This is a genomic window from Billgrantia bachuensis, from assembly GCF_011742165.1.
Classification (GTDB): Bacteria; Pseudomonadota; Gammaproteobacteria; order Pseudomonadales; family Halomonadaceae; genus Halomonas; species Halomonas bachuensis.
Genome location: NZ_JAAQTO010000023.1, coordinates 58,772 through 77,158 on the forward strand (window position 1 = coordinate 58,772; position 18,387 = coordinate 77,158).

Below are 18,387 nucleotides of genomic sequence, written 5' to 3' on the forward strand. Positions count from 1 at the left end.
GCCGCGGCTGCGTGTCACGGACGCAGCTTGTCGGGAATCTCGGCATCGACCTCTTCGTAGTAGCGGATCGCCCCCGGATGCAGCGGTACCGGCGTGGAGCCCATGGTGAACTCGATGGTAGTGTCGTTGGCCGCCGGGTGCACCGCAATCAGGTCGTCGATGCGCTCGAAGAGCAGCTTGGTCAGGTTGTAGGCCAGCTCCTCGTCCATGTCGGCGTTCACCACCAGTACGTTGGGGATGCTGATGGTCTGCACCGGCTCGTCCATGCCATCGTACATGCCGGCCTTGAGCTCGTAGGCGGCGAAGACGGGTTCCTGCTCCTGGGCATTGGCAATCTCCTCGTCGGAGAGGCCGATCAGGCGGATATCGCGAGTGGCCGCCAGGTTGAGGATCGAACTGGTGGGCGGGCCCACGCTCCAGAAGCCGGCGTCGATGTCGCCGTCACGGATGGCGTCGGCTGTCTCGTTGAAGTTCAGGCGCTGCGGGGTGATGTCGTCGTAGGTGATGCCGTTGGCTTCCAGCAGTGCGCGCGCATTGAGCTCGGTGCCGCTACCCGGAGCGCCGACGGAGACGCGCTTGCCCTTCAGGTCCTCCAGGGACTCGATATCAGAATCCGCCAGCACTACCAGTTGCACGGCGTTGGGGTAGACCGACGCCAGCGCGCGGGTGTTCTCGATCTGGCGGCCTTCGAAATCGCCACTGCCCTCGTAGGCCTGTTGAGCGGTATCTGCCAGCACCAGGGCCAGGTCGGCGTCCCCGCGCATGATCAGTCCCATGTTCTCGACCGAAGCGCCGGTCACCTCGGCGGTCGCCTCGTAGCCTTCGAGGTGGTCGTTGATGATCTCGGCGAAGCCGCCGCCGATCGGATAGTAGACACCGCCGGTACCGCCGGTCGCGATGGAGAGCTGTTGGGCGCTCGCCAGCGGGGCCACGGCTAGCAGCGAAGCGGCTGCAGCGTATTTGAGAGCTCGCATGGATTTCCTCCGTCCTGAACCAGATCGTTTATGGTTGTTCCTGGGAGCGCGCCGGACAAAGCCGGCCGCTTACCTGAAAAAACTAGCATGCCCCGACGCCAAGGGGCTAATTGACAGTTTCTACGTTCTTGTAAATTTTCGGCAATCCCACCAAGGTCGGCTCAGCCGGGCCTGCCGAGCGGGCATTCGCGGCACCTCGAAAAAGTCGCGAAACGATACTGGCAAAAATGGCGAAATGCCCCCATGATGTGTTTGTCGCAATCGCCCACTGGAGCATCATGAGTACGGCACGACATACCATCAGCGCGGAATACCTCGACCCCCCGCGAAGATGCCCTGACCTAGATGTCAGGGACCTGGAAAAGCGCACACGGCTGATGCGCATCGTTACAAGGCTGATCGCCGTATCCGACCTCGGATGCCGCGAGATCGCACGCAGAGCCGGGCTTCCGGCGCAAAAGATCAGCGATCTGCTTGCCGGCCGCCTCGAACACCTCTCTCTCGATGAGCTACGGCTCGTCTACCACAGCATCGACCCCGACGGCGCGCTCAACTACTAGCCGACGCTGGCGATGACATGCCGATACGGCCGAATACGAAACGCCTCGCCACTGTGCGAGGCGTTTTTTTACTGCGGCATCGGCACGCCCCTGCCGATCGGCCAGCAGGGGCCAGTGCCGGAGTCGTCACTCCTCGCGCTGTTCATACTCTTCCGCCGCCTTGAGAGCCTCGACTTCTGTTTCGTGCTCCGAAACGACAATCTCGTTGTCGGGGTCCGTCTCGTCGATCACGTGCCAGCCGGTGACCGGCAGGTTAATGTCCTCGGCATCTCGGATCGGCTCGACGCGGGCTTGCTTGGGTCCGCTCTTGGGCATGCTGCCTCCTTGCTGTTGCCTTCAGCTATCGGGATGACGCGTTTACGCCGTGCATCCTCAACCTAGCCAAGACCCCCGGCAATGCCAAACGCAACAGGAGCCCATCAGTCGGCCAGGTCGGTGACGGCGCCGGTACTGGCCGAGCTCACCGTGCGGGCGTACTTGGCCAGCACGCCGCGGGTATAGCGCAGCGCGGGCTGGCGCCAGGCATCGCGGCGACGGGTGAGCTCCGCACCGTCGACGTGCAGTTCGATGGTATCTGCCTCGGCGTCGATGGTGATGGCGTCGCCATCCTTCACCAGAGCCAGCGGCCCGCCGTCGAAGGCCTCGGGCGAGACATGCCCCACCACGAAACCGTGGCTGCCGCCGGAGAAGCGACCGTCGGTGATCAGTGCCACGGCATCGCCCAGCCCGCGCCCCATGATCGCCGAGGTGGGCGTAAGCATCTCGCGCATGCCTGGCCCGCCCTTCGGCCCCTCGTAGCGGATCACCACCACGTCGCCGGCCATGACCGTGCCGTCGTTGATGCGCGCCTGTGCCTCCTCCTCGGAGCCGAACACCCGCGCGGTGCCGGAAAAGCGCGCGCCCTCCTTGCCGGTGATCTTGGCCACCGCACCTTCGGGTGCCAGGTTGCCGTAGAGAATGCGCAGGTGGCTTTCGCGCTTGATGGGAGCGCTCAGCGGGGCAATGATGCGCTGGCCCTCGGGATACGGCTCGACCCCGGCCAGGTTCTCGGCCAGCGTCCGACCGGTCACTGTCAGACAGTCGCCATGCAGCAGTTCGGCGTCGAGCAGCGTCTTCATCAGCGGCTGGATACCGCCGATCGCCACCAGCTCGCTCATCATGTACCGCCCGCTGGGGCGCAGGTCGGCCAGCACCGGTACCCTACGGCCGATCTCGGTGAAATCACCGAGCGAGAGCGGCACGCCCACGGTGCTGGCCATGGCGATCAGATGCAGTACCGCGTTGGTGGAGCCCCCCAGGGCTATGACGACGGTGATGGCGTTCTCGAAGGCCTCGCGGGTCATGATGTCGCTGGGCTTGATGTCGCGCTCGAGGAGTTCGAGCACCGCGGCCCCTGCCGCCTCGCAGTCGGCACGCTTGGCCTGCGACACGGCCTCCTGGGCCGAGCTTCCCGGCAGGCTCATGCCGAGCGCCTCGATGGCCGAGGCCATGGTGTTGGCAGTGTACATGCCGCCGCAGGAGCCGGGGCCGGGAATCGCCGTCTCCTCGATCTGCTTGAGTTCGATCAGTTCCATGTCGCCGCGAGAATGGGCGCCCATGGCCTCGAATACCGAAACGATGTCGGTATGGCCCGCCCCCGGCTGGATGGTGCCACCGTAGACGAACACGCTCGGTCGGTTCAGCCGCGCCAGGCCCATCACGCAGCCCGGCATGTTCTTGTCGCAGCCGCCGATGGCCACCAGACCGTCGAAGCCCTCGCAGCCGGCAACCGTCTCGATGGAATCGGCGATCACTTCGCGCGAGACCAGCGAGTACTTCATGCCCTCGGTGCCGTTGGCGATACCGTCGGATATGGTGATGGTATTGAACACCACGCCCTTGCCGCCGGCGCCATCGGCACCGTCGCGTGCCCGCTCGGCGAGTTCATGGATATGACTGTTGCAGGGCGTGACCATGCTCCAGGTGGAAGCGATGCCCACCTGGGGCTTGGTGAAGTCCTCATCGGAAAAGCCCACCGCGCGCAGCATGGCGCGGCTGGCCGACTTGCCCACGCCATCCACCACCGGGGCGGAATGACGGCGGCGCGGATCCGAGGTATCGCTCATGGGGCGGTCTCCGTTTCGATCGGGTGATCTACAGAGGGTGGCCGTCCGCAAGCGCGGTGGCAAATGCTCGTGTCGCCTGCAAGGCACGGTCGATGTCGACGCGGACCTTGCAGGATAGTCAGCGGCAGTACCGTCAGCGCCCCGGGTAAAGGTCCGTCCCGGCCAGCTCGCGCATCATCATCCGGTCACTGTAAGCGATGCCGTAGCGCTTCCTCGCCCAGACGTAGAGCGCCAGGCCGATCAGCATCCAGCCGGCGAACATCAACCACTCGACGGGTGCCAGCGCGGAGGGGCTGCCGGGCATGTAAAGGGCAATGAGCGCGAGAGAGAGCAGGATCGACAGGCTGCCCACCAGTTTGCCGTGGCGCACCCGGAATGGACGCGGCATCTCCGGCTCGCGACGCCGTAGCACCACGAAGGAGATCGCCACGAACAGATAGGCGATGACGATACCGAGACCGCCGGCCACGACCAGCCAGACCAGGGCCGGACGTCCGAAGAACGGCGCGATCGAGGAGAGAATGCCCATCACCAGGATGGCGTTGGTGGGGGTACGATGCTTGGGATGCAGCTTGGCCAGCCAGGCCGGCAGCATGCCGGAGTGAGCCAACGCGTAGATCGCCCGCGAGCCGCCCACGTAGAAGGCGTTCCAACTGGTGACGATACCCGCGATACCGGCCAGGATCATCAACTTGCCCGCCCACGGCGCCTGGAAGACGGCCTGCATGGCATCCGGCACGGCCAGTGAGCTGGCAGCCAGCTGATCGGGATTCAGCATCAGGGCGGTACCCAGGATGATCAGCGAGTACCAGAACACCGCCATGATCACCGAGATCATCAAAACGCGGCCAATCTCGCGAAACGGCAGGTTGATCTCCTCGGCCGCCTGGGGAATCACGTCGAACCCCACGAACATGAAGGGCACCATGATGATCACCAGCATAATGCCGCCCACGACGCCCTCTTCGACGGAGAAAAGCGGCTCCATGGTCGCGGCATTGCCCTGGAAGAGCGCCCCGGTGATGAACATGATGCCCACCACCAGGATCAGCAGGGTTACCAGCTTCTGCAGCAGCGCCGCGGTGCGGATGCCCACGTAGTTCACCCACATCATCAGCACCGAGCCGGCCACGCCGACGGCCACCCAGGTTGCCTGCACGTCCCAGTCGGCGATGGTCCACAGGTGCCCCACGGCATAGCCGGGGAAGAGATGCTCGACGACGGTGGGCAACGCCACGGCCTCGAAGGCCACCACGCTGACGTAGCCCAGGGTGATCGCCCAGGTACACAGGAAGGAGGCGAAGTGCCCCAGGGCGCGATAGCTGTAGACATGCTCACCGCCTACCTGGGGCATGGCAGAAGCAAGCTCGGCATAGGTGAGCCCCACCAGCACGATGATCAGACCACCGATCAAAAAGGCCGTGATCGCGCCCAGGCTTCCGGCGGACTGGATCCAGCTGCCGGTCAGCACGATCCAACCCCAGCCGATCATGGCGCCGAAGGCCAGCGCCAGCACATCCTTACGGGCCAGTACGCGAGCCAGTTGGTTCGGCTCTGCCGCGGATTCCTGTGTCATATCGTCCTCACGATTGTCGTTGTTGAGCGTTAAATATTTACCCCACCCTTATCAAAATAATCAACGAAAGAAAGCTTAGGTCGCGAGGACTTTATAGAAGAATAGACCTTGGTCGGGTAAGAATGAGAAATGCGCCAGCCGGAAGCTGGCGCATGGATAGGTCGAAACTTAACGTCGCCATGGCCAGTGAGCCGGCAGGGCCGACTCACTGCGTGCGGATACGCTCATGCGGTGCCGCCCAGGCCATAGCCAGGCTGACCAGCGTGGAGGCCGCCAGCGCGCCGAGAAACGGCGGCAGCGTGGGAATGCTGCCGGGAAAGCTCGCCGCCAGCACACCAGCCGCCAGGCTGCCCTGGGTCAACCAGCCCGGCAGGATCGCGCCGAGCAGGCCCGCCACGCCTCCCGCCACCGCGGCCGATGGCGTCATGCGCCGCCACAGGCCGAGCAGCACCGGTACCACGATGGCAGCGCACAGCAGATCGGCAATCAGAAACAGCCGCAGTACCGAGAGACCCTGCAACGCCACGATCACCACCGGCACCATCAGCGCCACGGTGACCAGCCGGGCCGCACCGATGGAGAGCCCTCGCTTGCCGGAGCCCGCCACCGCCAGCGAGGCGATGCCGTTCTGCAGCGTATCGACGCTGGAGGCGACCAGCGTGACCGCCAGCACCAGCGCCGGCAGCGCCAGCCAGCCCGGCGCTTCGCTCAGCAGCGCAAAGAAAGGAATCGGCGGCTCGCCCAGGGCCACCCCGCTCATCGCCGCCAGCATGCCGAGCCCGCCCACCAGGGTCACTACCGCCACGGTGGTCGCGCCGCCCAGCCAGGCACCGCGGTTGAGGGCACGGTCGTCACGCGCGGCCCATACCCGCTGCCAATAGCCCTGGTGGAACAGGTTGGCGGCCGTGACCGCGATGATCAGCGTCAGCGCCACGCCCAGCGCACTGCCGACGGGAATCGATGGCAGTGCCGCCTCGATGGGCATCTCTGGCAGGCGCACAAGCGCAACCCCACCGACCACCAGCAGCAGGGCCATCAGCAGCCATGCCTGCCAACGGTCCGTGGCCAGGCTCGCCCGCAGGCCGCCGACGGCGGTATAGAGCAGCGTGGTAACGGCCACGCCGATCACCACCAGCGCCGGCGGCACGTCGGAAAGCAACGCAGTAATCGCTCCGATGGCAGTCAGCTCGGCTGCCAGGAAGCATGCCATGTAGAGAATCGAGACCAGCGACACCCAGCGCCGCACGCCGGTACCGTAGCACGCCTCGGCGAACTCGCCGATGCTGCGCCCCTCGGGCAAGTGGCGGCGAATCGCCGGGCCGTAGAGTCCCAGCACGATGAACGGCAAGGCCGAGCCGATGGCGTAACCCGCCAGCGCCACGGGACCGACGAAGGCGCCGATCTCCGGCGGCGCGAAGAGAATCCACGCGCCCATGCCCGAGGCCAGGAACGATAGCCCCAAGGTCGCTGCGGACTGGGAATTGCGGGCGGTAACGTAGTCGTCGAGGGGGCCATCGGCCCGGCGGGCACGAAGGCCCAGAAAAGCAAAGCAAATTAGCGCCGCGCCGAGCACGGCTGACGTCAGGTAGGGCATGTCGCACTTCCTCCGCCGGCATGAACCGGATCAGGTTCCAGGGTCAGCGCCTTGCGCTCTCTCAGCCTCGCCGCAGCGAGACTCCCCTGGCGACAGTGAATGAATTGTCGTGTCAGGCCTCAAGCCGACCATCGATCGGCCGATATGACTCGAGCCCCTGAAATGATATAACAACGAAAAAACCAGAACACTTATCCCTCGCAGGGAACCTGCCATGTTTAGCGAAGCCAAGGAACACGCCCCCGGGCACCTTCACCAGATCTTTGCCGACCCCTACTCCGCTTTCGACAACCTGGTCATCGAGCGCCAATTGCATCTGCGGGTCGCCCTGCAGGCGCTGGCCTGCGAACCGTTGGCGAACGGCCGGCTGACGCTGCGGGTCATCCACGGCTGGGAGAATGGCGGCTTCGAGCCTGCCGACCTGGCCCATGGCGACTACCGTATCGCATCGCTCGAGGATTTGGCGCGAGTCAGCGCCGAACATCAGCAGGCCATCGACCGTGACGCCCCGCTGCCGCGCGATAGTGCTTCGCTGCTGGCCGAGCCGCTGGCCGACGCCATCGCCGCCGCCGAGGCCAAGGGGCAGGTTTTCGACGAGGAGACGCGCGCCATCCCCGCGCGCTGGCCCGCCTTCGATCGAGGCCTCACGCTCTACACCTTCTTCAAGGTCTATCATCGCCTGACCTACGGCGAGGACGACACCTACCGCTCCATTCATTGCCGAACGCTGGAAGGCCCGCGAGAGATCCACGAGTTCCATCTCGAGGAAGGCGAGTTCGCCGTGGTGCGCCCTACCGACGGCGCCACCGGCGACAGCGTACTGGTGCTGCACGTCAGCCAGCTCGAACCGGTACGGATGCTGCTGGAGGCCTGCCGCACCTGAAAGTCACTGCTTCTCCCGCAGCACCCTTCCCATCAGGTAGAACTCCGGGTTCGGCGGGGTGCCGGTGAGGGTGACCAGGCGGTTGGAGAGGCCGAAGAAGGCGGTGATGGCGCCAATGTCCCAGATATCGTCGTGGGTGAAGCCGACCTCGGTGAGGCGAGCCTGCCATTCGTCGGTGAGTTCGCCCACTTCCAGGCCGCTATACAGGGCGAAGTCGAGCATCACCCGGTGGCGCTCGCTGATCGGCGCGGTACGGTGGTTGATGGCGACCTGATCGGCCAGCAGCGGATCCTTGCTGTAGATGCGCACCAGCGCGCCGTGAGCGACTACGCAGTAGAGGCAGCGGTTGCGGGCGCTGGTGGCGACCACGATCATCTCCTTCTCCGCCTTGGTCAGGGTGTCGGACTCCCGCTCCATCAAGGCGTCGTGATAGGCGAAGAAGGCGCGGAACTCGTCGGGGCGATGCGCCAACATCAAGAACACGTTGGGCACGAAGCCGGCCTTCTCCTGTACGGCCAGGATGGCTTCGCGAATATCCTCGGGCAGGTCGTCGATCGATTCGGGTACGGGAAAGCGACTGAGCGGGGCTGACATGACGTTCTCCTGAGCGTTGTCGTTCTCGTCACGGCACAGTTAACGTCAACGTCAACTCACTGTCCATGCGACCTCCGTCATGTCTCCGACAGCAGGGAGCACGTCACCACACGGTTGCGATCGCTCGCCTTGGCTTCATACATGGCTTTATCAGCCAGATGATAGAGAGCCTGCACATCGCGCACGGCCTCGCATCCCTGACAGGCCACCAGACCGAAGGAGGCCGTGATCACCCCATGGCGAGACGCTTCGTGCGGTATTGCCAACCCCTGAAGGGCCTCCCGATACCGCTCCAGCAGCTGTTTGCCAGCCTGGAGGGAATCGACCTCGAGCAACAAGCCGAACTCCTCCCCGCCCAGGCGGAACAGCCGATCGCCGGCACGCCGGAAGTGATCCAGAAGTAGCGTTGCTACCCGCATCAACACCTCGTCACCAGCCTGATGACCATAAGTGTCGTTGTAGAGCTTGAAGTCATCGATATCCATCACCGCGAACAGCAGGGGCTGTCCGCTGCGTCGCCGACGCTGCAGCTCCTGGTCCACCAGTTCGTGGAACTGACGGCGGTTCAACAAACCGGTCAACGGATCGGTTCGTGCCAGGATCGTAAGCTGCCGATTGGCCCTTTCCAATTCGCGAGTGCGCTGCTGCACCTGGTCTTCCAAGCGCTGGTTGAGGGAACGCTGCAGCTCGATGGTGGCGCGCTCAGCGGCGAGTTTCTCGTTCTTGAACTGGTTGATCTTCCAGGCCAGACCCAGGGAGAGCAGCAGAAACTCGATTCCCGAACCAACCTGGACGGCGTACTCGGTGACGATGTTGTACGGCAGGATGCCGGCCACCCGCAGGAAGTACAGCGCCACGCCCACCAGCAGCACGCCCCACGCCACCAGGTAGATTCTGGCCAGCGTGTCGCCGCGCAGGCTGCGCCAGAACGCCACGCCGAGCAACAGGCAGGAGAGTACGATAGCGGCAGGGATCATCAGGCGGAACACCGGGGCGTAATGGCCCAGCAGCGCCGGTAGCGAACTCAGCAGACACAGGCCGGCCACTGCGAAAAGTACCCGGGTCGACCACGGGGCATGATGGCTCAGGCTCAAGAAACTATTGCTGAAGACAGCGAGCATGAAGGCGAAGATACCGATGTTGATCGGCACCATCTGGTTGTTGAACATGGGTAATGTCGGCCACCAGTACTGGAACGCAAAGCCTCGCGCCGCGAACATCAGCACGAAAAAAGACCCGAGGTAAGCCACATAGAGCAACAGGGAGCGCTCACGGGTGGAAACGTATAGCAGCAGGTTGTAGATCAGCAGGGCCAGCAGCGCGCCGAAGTAGAGGCTGAAGGCCATCAGCTCACGCTGGGCCTTGGCCAGGAAGCCGGCATCGCTCATCAAGTAGAGAGGCGTAGCGTCATACAGCCCGTCGTGTGTATCCAGCCGCAGGAAGACCTCTCGCGATTCGCCGGCAGGAATATGGACCGGCATCACGAAGGTACGGTGGGCAATGGGGCGGGAGTCGAAATCCCGGCGATTACCGGTCCGCCATTGGCTGACAACCTCGCCCTGCTCATCTATCACATAGGCATCAAGGTAATCGTGCAGCGGCATGGCCAGCTCCAGTAGCCGACGCACCTCGTCGCTGGAGCCGTTCACGACCCGCAGCCGCAGCCACCAGGCGGAGCTGGAGAAGCTGAAGTTGAGGGTTTCTTGCCGCGACGCCTGCCACGCCAGCGCGTCTCCCCGGCTCACCAGTTGCTCGATGCCGTATTCGCGCGCGACATCCTCCAACAGCTCGACGTGCGGCCCCAGATTCAGCTCCCCGGAGAGGGTACCAACCTCGATAGCGGCCTGGACGTTGACCGAAACGAGACACAGCAACGCCAGCAACCAGCGGGCAAACCCCAGCACCGTTACAGGGAGGGAAGGCATACGGCAAGATACCTTGTCACTTTGGCTCCGGAGTCAGGTTCCGATAACAAAGGCTATTTTAGCATCTTGACGTAAATAACTGTGAACGTCTGTAAACGCAAGCGACCCGCCGGAACGGAAGCGGCGGGGTCGCTTGAAGGCTGTACCCAATCAGCTCAGGGAGATGGTGCTGTTGATGCCGCTGGAGACATTCTCGGGCTCGAACCAGCGCGCGGTCACGGTCTTGGTCTGAGTCCAGAACTGGATCGCCTGCTTGCCGTTGGGGCCCAGGTCGCCCAGCTTGGAGCCGCGCGAGCCGGTGAAGCTGAAGTAGGCCACCGGCACCGGGATCGGCACGTTGATGCCCACCTGGCCCACGTCGATGTCGCTCTCAAAGCGGCGCGCCACCCAGCCGGAGTTGGTGAAGATCGAGGTGCCGTTACCGTTGGGGTTGGCGTTGATGAACGCGATCGCCTCATCCAGCGTATCGACACTGACCACGCACAGCACCGGGCCGAAGATCTCCTCGCGGTAGATGGTCATCTCCGGCTTGACGTCGGCGAACACGGTGGCGCCGACGAAGTTGCCGTCCGGATAACCTTCCACCTGGTAGCCGCGGCCGTCGACCAGCAGCCTGGCGCCCTCTTTCTCGCCGGTGTCGATCAGGCGCTCCACGCGCTCCTTGGCGGCCGGCGAGACCAGCGGGCCGAGGTCGGCATCGCGCTGGGTGCCCGGACCCACCTTCATGTTGCGCGCGCCCTCGATGATATCCTCGAGCCACTTATTGGCTTCGCCCACCAGTACCACCACCGAATTGGCCATGCAGCGCTGGCCAGCAGCACCGAAGGCCGAGCCCAGCAGATTGTTGATCGCTTGGCTGCGGTTGGCATCGGGCATCACCACGCAGTGGTTCTTGGCCCCCATCATCGACTGCACGCGCTTACCGGCCTCGGAGGCGCGACGGTAGATATGGGTGCCAACATTAGTGGAGCCGATGAAGGAGAGCGCCTTGATGTCGGGATGGTCGCAGATCTGGTTGGCCACGTCGGGGCCGCCGTGGACCACGTTGAGCACCCCGGCCGGCACACCCGCCTCGTGAGCCAGCTCAACCAGGCGCATGGTGGAGCTCGGATCCTGCTCAGAGGGCTTGAGCACAAAGGTGTTGCCGCTGGCGATGGCCAACGGGAACATGAAACAGGGCAGCATGATCGGGAAGTTGAAGGCGGTGATGCCGGCGCCCACGCCCAGCGGCTGGTTGAGGGTGTAGACGTCAACCTCATTGGCCGCGTTCTCTGCCAGCTCGCCGAGCTGCAGCGAGGTGATCGAACAGGCGTGCTCCACCACCTCAAGGCCGCGACCCACCTCGCCGGCGGCATCGGGCAGGGTCTTGCCGTGCTCCTCGGTAATCAGCGCGGCAAGTTCCTCGGTGTGCTCGCGGATCAACGCCTGCAGCGCGAGCATGATGCGCATGCGCTTGGCCAGCGGCGTCTTGCGCCAGGTCTTGAACGCCTCCTTGGCGCTGGCCACGGCGCGGTCGACCTCCTCAGCGGTGCAGAACGGCACCCGCGCCACCACTTCCTGGGTAGCGGGGTTGACTACGTCACGCCACTCCTGGCTCGTGGAGGGGACGGCCTGGCCGTCGATGTACATGGGGATTTCGCGAACGGACATGGCGATATTCTCCTGTCGTGCTTTGTAGTCATTATAAGACTGAGCCGGGTTAGACTTTGTGTGTAGAAATACACGAAGTTAGGATACATTCGAGTCTATAGAGACGCCCATAGGCATGACAATGCCCACTTCTTCACAAGGTTTGTGCAAGAATGCACAACCAAGCAACAAGTAAAAACAGCGAAGGTGGTGCCATGCTCGACTGGCAGGACATTCAGATCTTCCTCGAAGTCGCCCGCAGCCAGCGGCTGACCGACGCTGCCCGGCGTCTGGGCCTGGATCACTCCACACTGTCGCGGCGCACCCGACGCTTCGAGCAGAAACTCAACACCCAGCTCTTTGAGCGTAGCACCCACGGCTACCACCTGACCGAAGCCGGCCAGCAGTTGCTGGCCCACGCCGAGGAGATGGCCCGCCACGCCTTCGAGGCAGGCGAGAACCTGGCCGACAAGAACCGCCAGCTCAGCGGACAGATTCGCCTGGGCGTGACCGAAGGCTTCGGCACCTGGATCGTCGCCCCGCTCCTTTCCGCCTTCTGTGAGCAGCACCCCGGCATCACTCTTGACCTGCTCGCCCTGCCCCGGGTGGTCAACCTGAGTCGCCACGAGGCGGACCTGGCGATCACCGTGGAGCGGCCCGCGAGCCAGGGGCTGGTCATCTCGCGACTGTGCGACTACCGGCTAAGGCTCTACGGCAGCCGGAGCTACTTCCAGCGCCACGGGCGCCCGGCCCGGCTCGCCGAGCTGGGTGAGCACCGCCTGATCGGCTACGTCGACGATCTGATCTTCAGCGAGCAGCTCAGCTACCTCGACCCGCTGCTTGATCCCGCGGTGGTCGGCACGGCACCGCATTTCTCGATCCGCAGCACCAGCGTGACCACCCAGCACGCCGCCGCCCTGCAGGGGGCCGGGCTCGCCGTGCTGCCTTGCTTCATGGCCGAGACCGGCGACCGACTCGAGAGCGTGCTGAATGGCGAGGTGGAGATCGTGCGCCAGTTCTGGATCACTGCCCGCCAGGAGCAGCGCCGCCTGGCACGGGTACGGCTGCTGTGGGACTTCCTGCGCGAGGCGCTGGAGGCCAACCAGGCACTGTTGATGGGCGAGGCACGGGAGTTGGTGCTGCCCGGCGCCTGATCTGGATTACCAGCCAAACTCAGGTCACGGCACCGCGCTGATGAAAGCGCGGCGCCAGATGCTCTCCGGCGGCCAGCACCTCACGCAGGTGCCGGGCCGCCTGCCAGACGTCCTCGTAGCTCAGGTAGAGCGGCGCGAAGCCGAAGCGCATCAGCCCCGGTTCGCGGTAGTCGCCGATCACGCCCCGCGCGATCAGTGCCTGGACGATGGCATAGCCGTGCGCTCGAGCCACCAGCCCCACCTGACTGCCCCGCTCTTGCTCAGTCGGCGTGACGTCGCTGATACCGTGTTTACCCAGGCAGTCGCCCAGCGACTCGCGGAAGAGCTCGATCAGCCGCTGGCTCTTGCTGCGCAGCTGTGCGAGGTCGACCTCCTGCCACAGCGCCAGCGACGCTTCCAGCGCCGCATAGGCCAATGGTGAGTGGGTGCCGGTGCGAAACCGCGAGATGCCCGGCGCCGGCGTATAATCGGCCGCGAAGGCGAACGGCGACGCATGCCCCAGCCAGCCCGAGAGCGGCTGCCAGCCCCGGTCCTGGCAGTCGCGCCGCACATAGAGAAAGGCCGGCGCGCCGGGGCCGCCGTTGAGATACTTGTAGGTGCAGCCCACCGCGTAGCGCACGCTGCAGGCGGCGAGGTCCACCGGCAGTGCGCCGGCCGAGTGGGCCAGGTCCCAGATGATTTCGGCGCCGCCGGCATGTACCTGCCGCGTGATCGCCGCCATGTCACGCAGCCTGCCGGTGCGGTAGTGCACATGGCTGAGCACCGCCGCCGCCACTCGGTCGTCGAGATACGCATCCAGCGCTTCCCCTTCCGGCACGACTCGATGCTCGAAACCGCCGAAACGGCAGAAGCCCTGGGCGATGTAGCCGTCGGTGGGAAAGTTGCCGCCTTCGCTGAGGATTACCGGTCGTGCCCGTTCCTGCCCCTCGGTGATCCCCTGCCCTTCGGTGATATAGCCCAGCAGCTTGAAGATATTGTGGGTGATGGTGTCGGTGACCAGCACTTCGCCTGGACCGGCCCCCAGCAGCGGCGCCAGCCGATCGCCGAGCCGCTCGGGGGCAACGAACCAGCCTTGGTTCCAGCCCTGGATCAGCGAACCGCGCCACTGTGCCATCAAGGCACCCACGGCCTCGCTGGCGGCTGCAGGTTGCGCTCCCAGGGAATTGCCGTCGAGATAGATCGTCCCGGCAGGCAGGGCAAAGCGGGATTTGAAAGAAGCCAGCGGATCCTGGCGATTCAGCTCGCGGACGTCATCGTGAGTCAGGGGCATGGTCGGCTCCGGCAAGGAAGGAAAGGATCGGGAAAGCGCTCAATCCAGCTCCCGCGGCTATTGTTCCAGCTCACGCAGCAGGGCACGCACCGGCGCGGCGTCGCCGCCGGCGAGCTTTAAAGGCGGGGCGATCAGCTCGTAATGGCCCGGCGGCACCGCATCCAGCACCAGCCCTTCGAGAATGGCCATGCCGTGATGGTGCACCCGCCGGTGCGCCAGCAATGCGCTATCCACTTCGGGGTCGAGCGAGGGAGCGTCCACGCCAATCAGCCTTGCACCTCGCTCGGCCAGCAGGTCGATGCTCTCGGCAGCGATGGTAGTGAAGTCGCTACGCCATTCCTCATGAGGGAAGCGCGACCAAGTGCGCAGCAATACCCTCTCGACGCTCTCCGACAGCACAGGCAGCAGATGCCCGGGCTCGACCCTCGGCCCGGCGTGGGTCATGTCCAGCACCACGCAGAGGCCGATGTAGCAGGCCAGGTCCACTGCATCGATGGTACGCCCCTCGACGGCGTAGTGGCTCGGCGCGTCGGCATGGGTGCCGGTGTGAGTGGAAAGCACCAGCCGCGAGACGTTGACCGGGCACTGCTCGCCGAGCACCCAGGTCGGCTCATGAGCGAAAGGTGTGTCACCGGGCCACACCGGGATGTCGGCCCGCAGCGGCTGGGAGATGTCGTAGAGCCTGCTCATGAGGTGCCCTCCTCGAGGGTGGTGCGCACCGACCACAGCTCTGGGAAGAACTGCAGGTCCAGCGCCTTGGCCAGGAAGGAGACGCCACCGGTGCCGCCGTTGCCGGGCTTTTGCCCGATAATGCGCTCCACCGTCTTGAGATGACTGAAGCGCCACTGGTGGAAGTGGTACTCGGTATCGACCAGCTTCTCGGCCAGCTCGTAGAGTTCCCAGTGATGCTCGACGTCACGGTAGATCGCTGCCCAGGCCTGCTCCACCTCGGCGCAGGGCCGGTAGGGCTCCGACCAGTCGCGCTCGACCACCGACTCGGGAAGCTCGAAGCCACGCCGAGCCAGCAGCTGCAGGCTGACGTCGTAGAGACTCGGCGCGCGCAATACCTCGCTGAGCCGCTGATAGTGGGTCGGGTGGCGGCGGTGCACCTCGACCATCGCCGGATTCTTGTTGCCGAGCAGGAATTCCAGCTCGCGATACTGGAAAGACTGGAACCCCGAGCTCTGGCCCAGGCTGTCGCGAAAGCGCGCGTAGTCCGCCGGCGTCATGGTCACCAGCACCTCCCAGGCGTTGATCATCTGGGCCTGGATCCGCGCCACCCGCGACAGCATCTTGAATGCCGGACGCAGCCGATCGGCAGCGATGTGGGCGGCGGCAGCGTGAGCCTCGTGCAGGCACTGCTTGAGCCACAGCTCCGAGACCTGATGGATGACGATGAACAGCATCTCGTCATGTTCTTCGGTACCCGGCTGCTGTGCCGACAACAACGGCCCCAGTTGCAAGTACTCGCCGTAGCTCATCGGCTGGTCCCAGTGCACCGCTTCTTGCGTCAGGTCCACCGTGGCCCCGCGCGCCGGCTCGCCTTCATGCCTGGCCATGGCTGCCTCCTGTCTTGTCATTGTCTCTACGAGTTGTGGCTATGAATAGTTTACGAGGGGCCTCTACGCATTTAAATTTGATTTAAATCCGTCATTTCATGAAATAAATTAATATGTCGACGCGACTCAGCATTCGCCAGATGCAGATGATGGTGGCCATCGCCGACGCCGGCAGCGTGTCCGATGCCGCCGTTCAGCTCGGCCTGACCCAGTCGGCCCTGAGCCACCGGCTCAAGGAGGCGGAGCGTCTGCTGGGTGCCGAACTCTTCACCCGTGGGCAGCGTAGGCTGAATGCCACGCAGGCAGGCAGGCGACTGCTGCATGCCGCTCGCGGTGTGCTGGCCGAGCTGGAGCGCACCGAGCGCGATATCCATCGACTGTCGGTAGGCATCGAAGAGGTGGTACGCCTAGGCGTGGAGGCATGCGGCGGCTATCACTGGCTGCCCGACGGCCTGGCCGCCTTCGCCGAAGGTCATCCGAGCATTGGCGTGGAGATCGTGCCGGATGTCTCGCTGGATCCCTGCCGGGCACTGCGACAGGGCCACCTCGACCTGGCCCTGATTGCCGCCAATCATCCGCCCATCGGGTTCGAGACCATTTCGCTGCGCCGCGACGAGCTACGCCTGGTGGTGCCCCGGGGTCACGCCCTGGCCCAGCGCGACTGGGTCGGCGCCGAGGAAGTGGCCGCCGAACCCTACGTCGCCTATCACACCACGCCCGAAAAAGGCCGCGAGTATGAGCAGCTGTTCAGCCCCGCCGGCGTGCTGCCGGCCCGGGTGATCAGCGCCGGGGTGACCGACGCCGTGCTGGCGCTGGTACGCGGCGGCCTGGGCATCAGCATTCTGCCGGCATGGACGCTCGCCCCGCACTTGGCGCCGGGCGAGCTGGCCTCCGTCGCCCTGACCGCCAACGGCATCCATCTGAACTGGTACCTGGTGATGCGCCAGGGCGAAGCCGAGGCATCGGCCACGAGGCAGCTGGCACGCACGCTCCACGATCTGCTCGGCGAGAGATGAGCGGTCAAGTCCCGCAGAACGTGCGGAACACCCGCTCGGTGGGCTCGGCCGGGCGCGTGTACTCCTCGAAGCCGGGCTGATCGTCGAAGGGCCGGGTGACGATTTCGAGAAGGCTCTCGAAGGGGCCGAAGTCATTTTCGTCCATGGCCGCGGTCAGCGCCTGCTGCACGCGATGGTTGCGCGGAATGAAGGCCGGATTGGCCAGGCGCATTCGCTGCGCCCGCTCATCTTCGGTCCACAGATCCTGGGCCAGACGCTGACGCCAATCCTCGAGCCAGCCGGCGATCTCCTCGGGGCGTTCGAACAGCGCCACGAGAGCGGCTTCCGCCTCACGACTCTCGGCAGCATCCGCCAGGCGGCGGAAGGTCAGGGTAAAGTCGGCACGCCCACGATGCATGGTCGACAGCAATGCCTCCACTAACGCCTTGTCGCCAGGCTGCGCCCGCTCCAGGCCGAGCTTGGTACGCATGACGTCTAGCCATTCGGCCTCGTACTGCTCGGGATAACGCTGCAGGAGTTCAGTGGCGCGCTCGATCGCGCGGTCGGTATCGTCGTCGATCAGCGGCAGCAGGGTCTCGGCCAACCGCGCCAGGTTCCACTGGGCGATCCATGGCTGGTTGGAATAGGCGTAGCGCCCGCCCTCGTCGATGGAGCTGAACACCATCTGCGGATCGTACTGCTCCATGAAGGCGCAGGGGCCGAAGTCGATGGTCTCGCCCGAGATCGAGGTGTTGTCGGTGTTCATCACACCGTGGATGAAGCCCACGCCCATCCACTTGGCGATCAGCGCCGCCTGGCGCGCCTGTACCGCTTCCAGCAGCCCCAGGTAGCGCTCGCCGCCCTCATGCTTGGCGAGTTCAGGATAGTGGCGCTCGATGACGTGATCGGCCAGCTCGCGCACGCCGTCGATATCGCCGCGGGCGGCGAAGTACTGGAAGGTGCCCACGCGGATGTGGCTGGCGGCCACACGGGTGAGAATGGCCCCCGGCTCGGGGATGCCGCGCACCACCCGTTCGCCTGTGGTCACCGCAGCAAGCGCGCGGGTGGAGGGAATGCCCATGGCGTGCATCGCCTCGCTGACCAGATACTCGCGCAGCACCGGCCCCAGCGGCGAACGTCCATCGCCGCCGCGGGAGAACGGCGTGCGCCCTGCGCCCTTGAGCTGGATATCGCGCAGCCGGCCGTCGCGATCGGTCACTTCGCCCAGCAGCACCGCACGGCCATCTCCCAGCCGCGGCACGAAGCCGCCGAACTGGTGCCCGGCATAGGCCTGCGCCAGCGGCTCCGAACCACGCGGTACCACGTTGCCGGAAAACCATACGGCCGCCTCTTCGGCATCGAAGGCGGCAAGGTCGAAGCCGAGCGTCTCGGCCAGCGGCCGGTTGAAGGCGATCAGGTGCGGCTCGCGCACGGGTACCGGTTCGAAGCGCTCGAAGAAGCGTTCCGGCAGGCGGGCATAGCGCAGGGTGAAAGGGGGAAACATGGCGACTCCACTGGCGTTCCTGCCCGTCACTGTAGGCGCGCAGCGGATGAAAATCGAGCGCGGCG

At 65.0% G+C, this 18,387-nt stretch carries 16 protein-coding genes and 1 riboswitch; of the genes, 4 read left to right on the forward strand and 12 right to left on the reverse strand.

Annotated elements, in window-relative coordinates:
- Positions 1–14 precede the first annotated feature (14 nt).
- Positions 15–974 (reverse strand): TAXI family TRAP transporter solute-binding subunit, encoded by a 960-nt coding sequence (locus tag HBJ55_RS09185; protein ID WP_167113299.1) that lies wholly within the window; start codon positions 972–974, stop codon positions 15–17.
- A 278-nt stretch (positions 975–1,252) separates the two neighbouring features.
- Between HBJ55_RS09185 and HBJ55_RS09190 the strand changes: the two genes are divergently transcribed.
- Positions 1,253–1,534 (forward strand): XRE family transcriptional regulator, encoded by a 282-nt coding sequence (locus HBJ55_RS09190; protein WP_167113301.1) that lies wholly within the window; start codon positions 1,253–1,255, stop codon positions 1,532–1,534.
- A gap of 126 nt (positions 1,535–1,660) precedes the next feature.
- On the opposite strand, the gene HBJ55_RS09195 is transcribed toward HBJ55_RS09190, so the two are convergent.
- The 4 genes from HBJ55_RS09195 to HBJ55_RS09210 form a co-directional block, all read right to left on the reverse strand.
- On the reverse strand, positions 1,661–1,849 hold the full coding sequence (locus HBJ55_RS09195; RefSeq protein WP_167113303.1) for a hypothetical protein: 189 nt from the start codon (positions 1,847–1,849) through the stop codon (positions 1,661–1,663).
- 104 nt (positions 1,850–1,953) lie between these two features.
- Positions 1,954–3,639 (reverse strand): dihydroxy-acid dehydratase, encoded by a 1,686-nt coding sequence (gene ilvD, locus HBJ55_RS09200; RefSeq protein ID WP_167113305.1) that lies wholly within the window; start codon positions 3,637–3,639, stop codon positions 1,954–1,956.
- Between the two features lie 133 nt (positions 3,640–3,772).
- Positions 3,773–5,215: an APC family permease gene (locus tag HBJ55_RS09205; RefSeq protein ID WP_167113308.1), complete on the reverse strand. Its 1,443-nt coding sequence runs from the start codon at positions 5,213–5,215 to the stop codon at positions 3,773–3,775.
- 205 nt (positions 5,216–5,420) lie between these two features.
- Positions 5,421–6,809 (reverse strand): sodium:solute symporter family transporter, encoded by a 1,389-nt coding sequence (locus HBJ55_RS09210; protein ID WP_167113311.1) that lies wholly within the window; start codon positions 6,807–6,809, stop codon positions 5,421–5,423.
- Positions 6,799–6,907, reverse strand: a riboswitch (TPP riboswitch). (Overlaps the previous gene by 11 nt.)
- A 116-nt stretch (positions 6,908–7,023) precedes the next feature.
- On the opposite strand from HBJ55_RS09210, the gene HBJ55_RS09215 reads away from it, so the two are divergent.
- A complete protein-coding gene (locus tag HBJ55_RS09215; protein ID WP_167113312.1) occupies positions 7,024–7,692 on the forward strand; it encodes a hypothetical protein in 669 nt (222 codons plus the stop codon).
- Positions 7,693–7,695: 3 nt separating this feature from the next.
- On the opposite strand, the gene HBJ55_RS09220 is transcribed toward HBJ55_RS09215, so the two are convergent.
- The 3 genes from HBJ55_RS09220 to HBJ55_RS09230 form a co-directional block, all read right to left on the reverse strand.
- On the reverse strand, positions 7,696–8,286 hold the full coding sequence (locus HBJ55_RS09220) for a peroxidase-related enzyme (RefSeq protein WP_167113314.1): 591 nt from the start codon (positions 8,284–8,286) through the stop codon (positions 7,696–7,698).
- A gap of 77 nt (positions 8,287–8,363) precedes the next feature.
- A complete protein-coding gene (locus HBJ55_RS09225; protein WP_167113316.1) occupies positions 8,364–10,211 on the reverse strand; it encodes a sensor domain-containing diguanylate cyclase in 1,848 nt (615 codons plus the stop codon).
- 150 nt (positions 10,212–10,361) lie between these two features.
- Positions 10,362–11,861, reverse strand: a complete 1,500-nt coding sequence (locus tag HBJ55_RS09230; protein ID WP_167113318.1) for a CoA-acylating methylmalonate-semialdehyde dehydrogenase — start codon at positions 11,859–11,861, stop codon at positions 10,362–10,364.
- Positions 11,862–12,055: 194 nt separating this feature from the next.
- Between HBJ55_RS09230 and HBJ55_RS09235 the strand changes: the two genes are divergently transcribed.
- Positions 12,056–12,994, forward strand: a complete 939-nt coding sequence (locus HBJ55_RS09235) for a LysR family transcriptional regulator (protein ID WP_167113322.1) — start codon at positions 12,056–12,058, stop codon at positions 12,992–12,994.
- Positions 12,995–13,013: 19 nt separating this feature from the next.
- Here HBJ55_RS09235 and kynU read toward each other — a convergent pair whose 3' ends face one another.
- From kynU to kynA, 3 genes are read right to left on the reverse strand one after another with little or no spacing between them, the layout of a single operon-like run.
- Positions 13,014–14,264, reverse strand: a complete 1,251-nt coding sequence (gene kynU / locus HBJ55_RS09240) for a kynureninase (RefSeq protein WP_167113324.1) — start codon at positions 14,262–14,264, stop codon at positions 13,014–13,016.
- 57 nt (positions 14,265–14,321) lie between these two features.
- Positions 14,322–14,954, reverse strand: coding sequence for an arylformamidase (kynB, locus tag HBJ55_RS09245; RefSeq protein ID WP_167113326.1), 633 nt, complete (start codon positions 14,952–14,954; stop codon positions 14,322–14,324).
- A complete protein-coding gene (kynA, locus tag HBJ55_RS09250) occupies positions 14,951–15,823 on the reverse strand; it encodes a tryptophan 2,3-dioxygenase (RefSeq protein ID WP_167113329.1) in 873 nt (290 codons plus the stop codon). Before kynA ends, kynB begins: the two co-directional genes overlap by 4 nt.
- A 113-nt stretch (positions 15,824–15,936) precedes the next feature.
- Here kynA and HBJ55_RS09255 point away from each other — a divergent pair, with 113 nt between their 5' ends.
- Complete coding sequence (locus HBJ55_RS09255; RefSeq protein ID WP_167113331.1) at positions 15,937–16,839, forward strand: LysR family transcriptional regulator; 903 nt, start codon at positions 15,937–15,939, stop codon at positions 16,837–16,839.
- A gap of 4 nt (positions 16,840–16,843) precedes the next feature.
- On the opposite strand, the gene HBJ55_RS09260 is transcribed toward HBJ55_RS09255, so the two are convergent.
- Positions 16,844–18,322 (reverse strand): protein adenylyltransferase SelO, encoded by a 1,479-nt coding sequence (locus HBJ55_RS09260; RefSeq protein WP_167113333.1) that lies wholly within the window; start codon positions 18,320–18,322, stop codon positions 16,844–16,846.
- Positions 18,323–18,387: the final 65 nt, after the last annotated feature.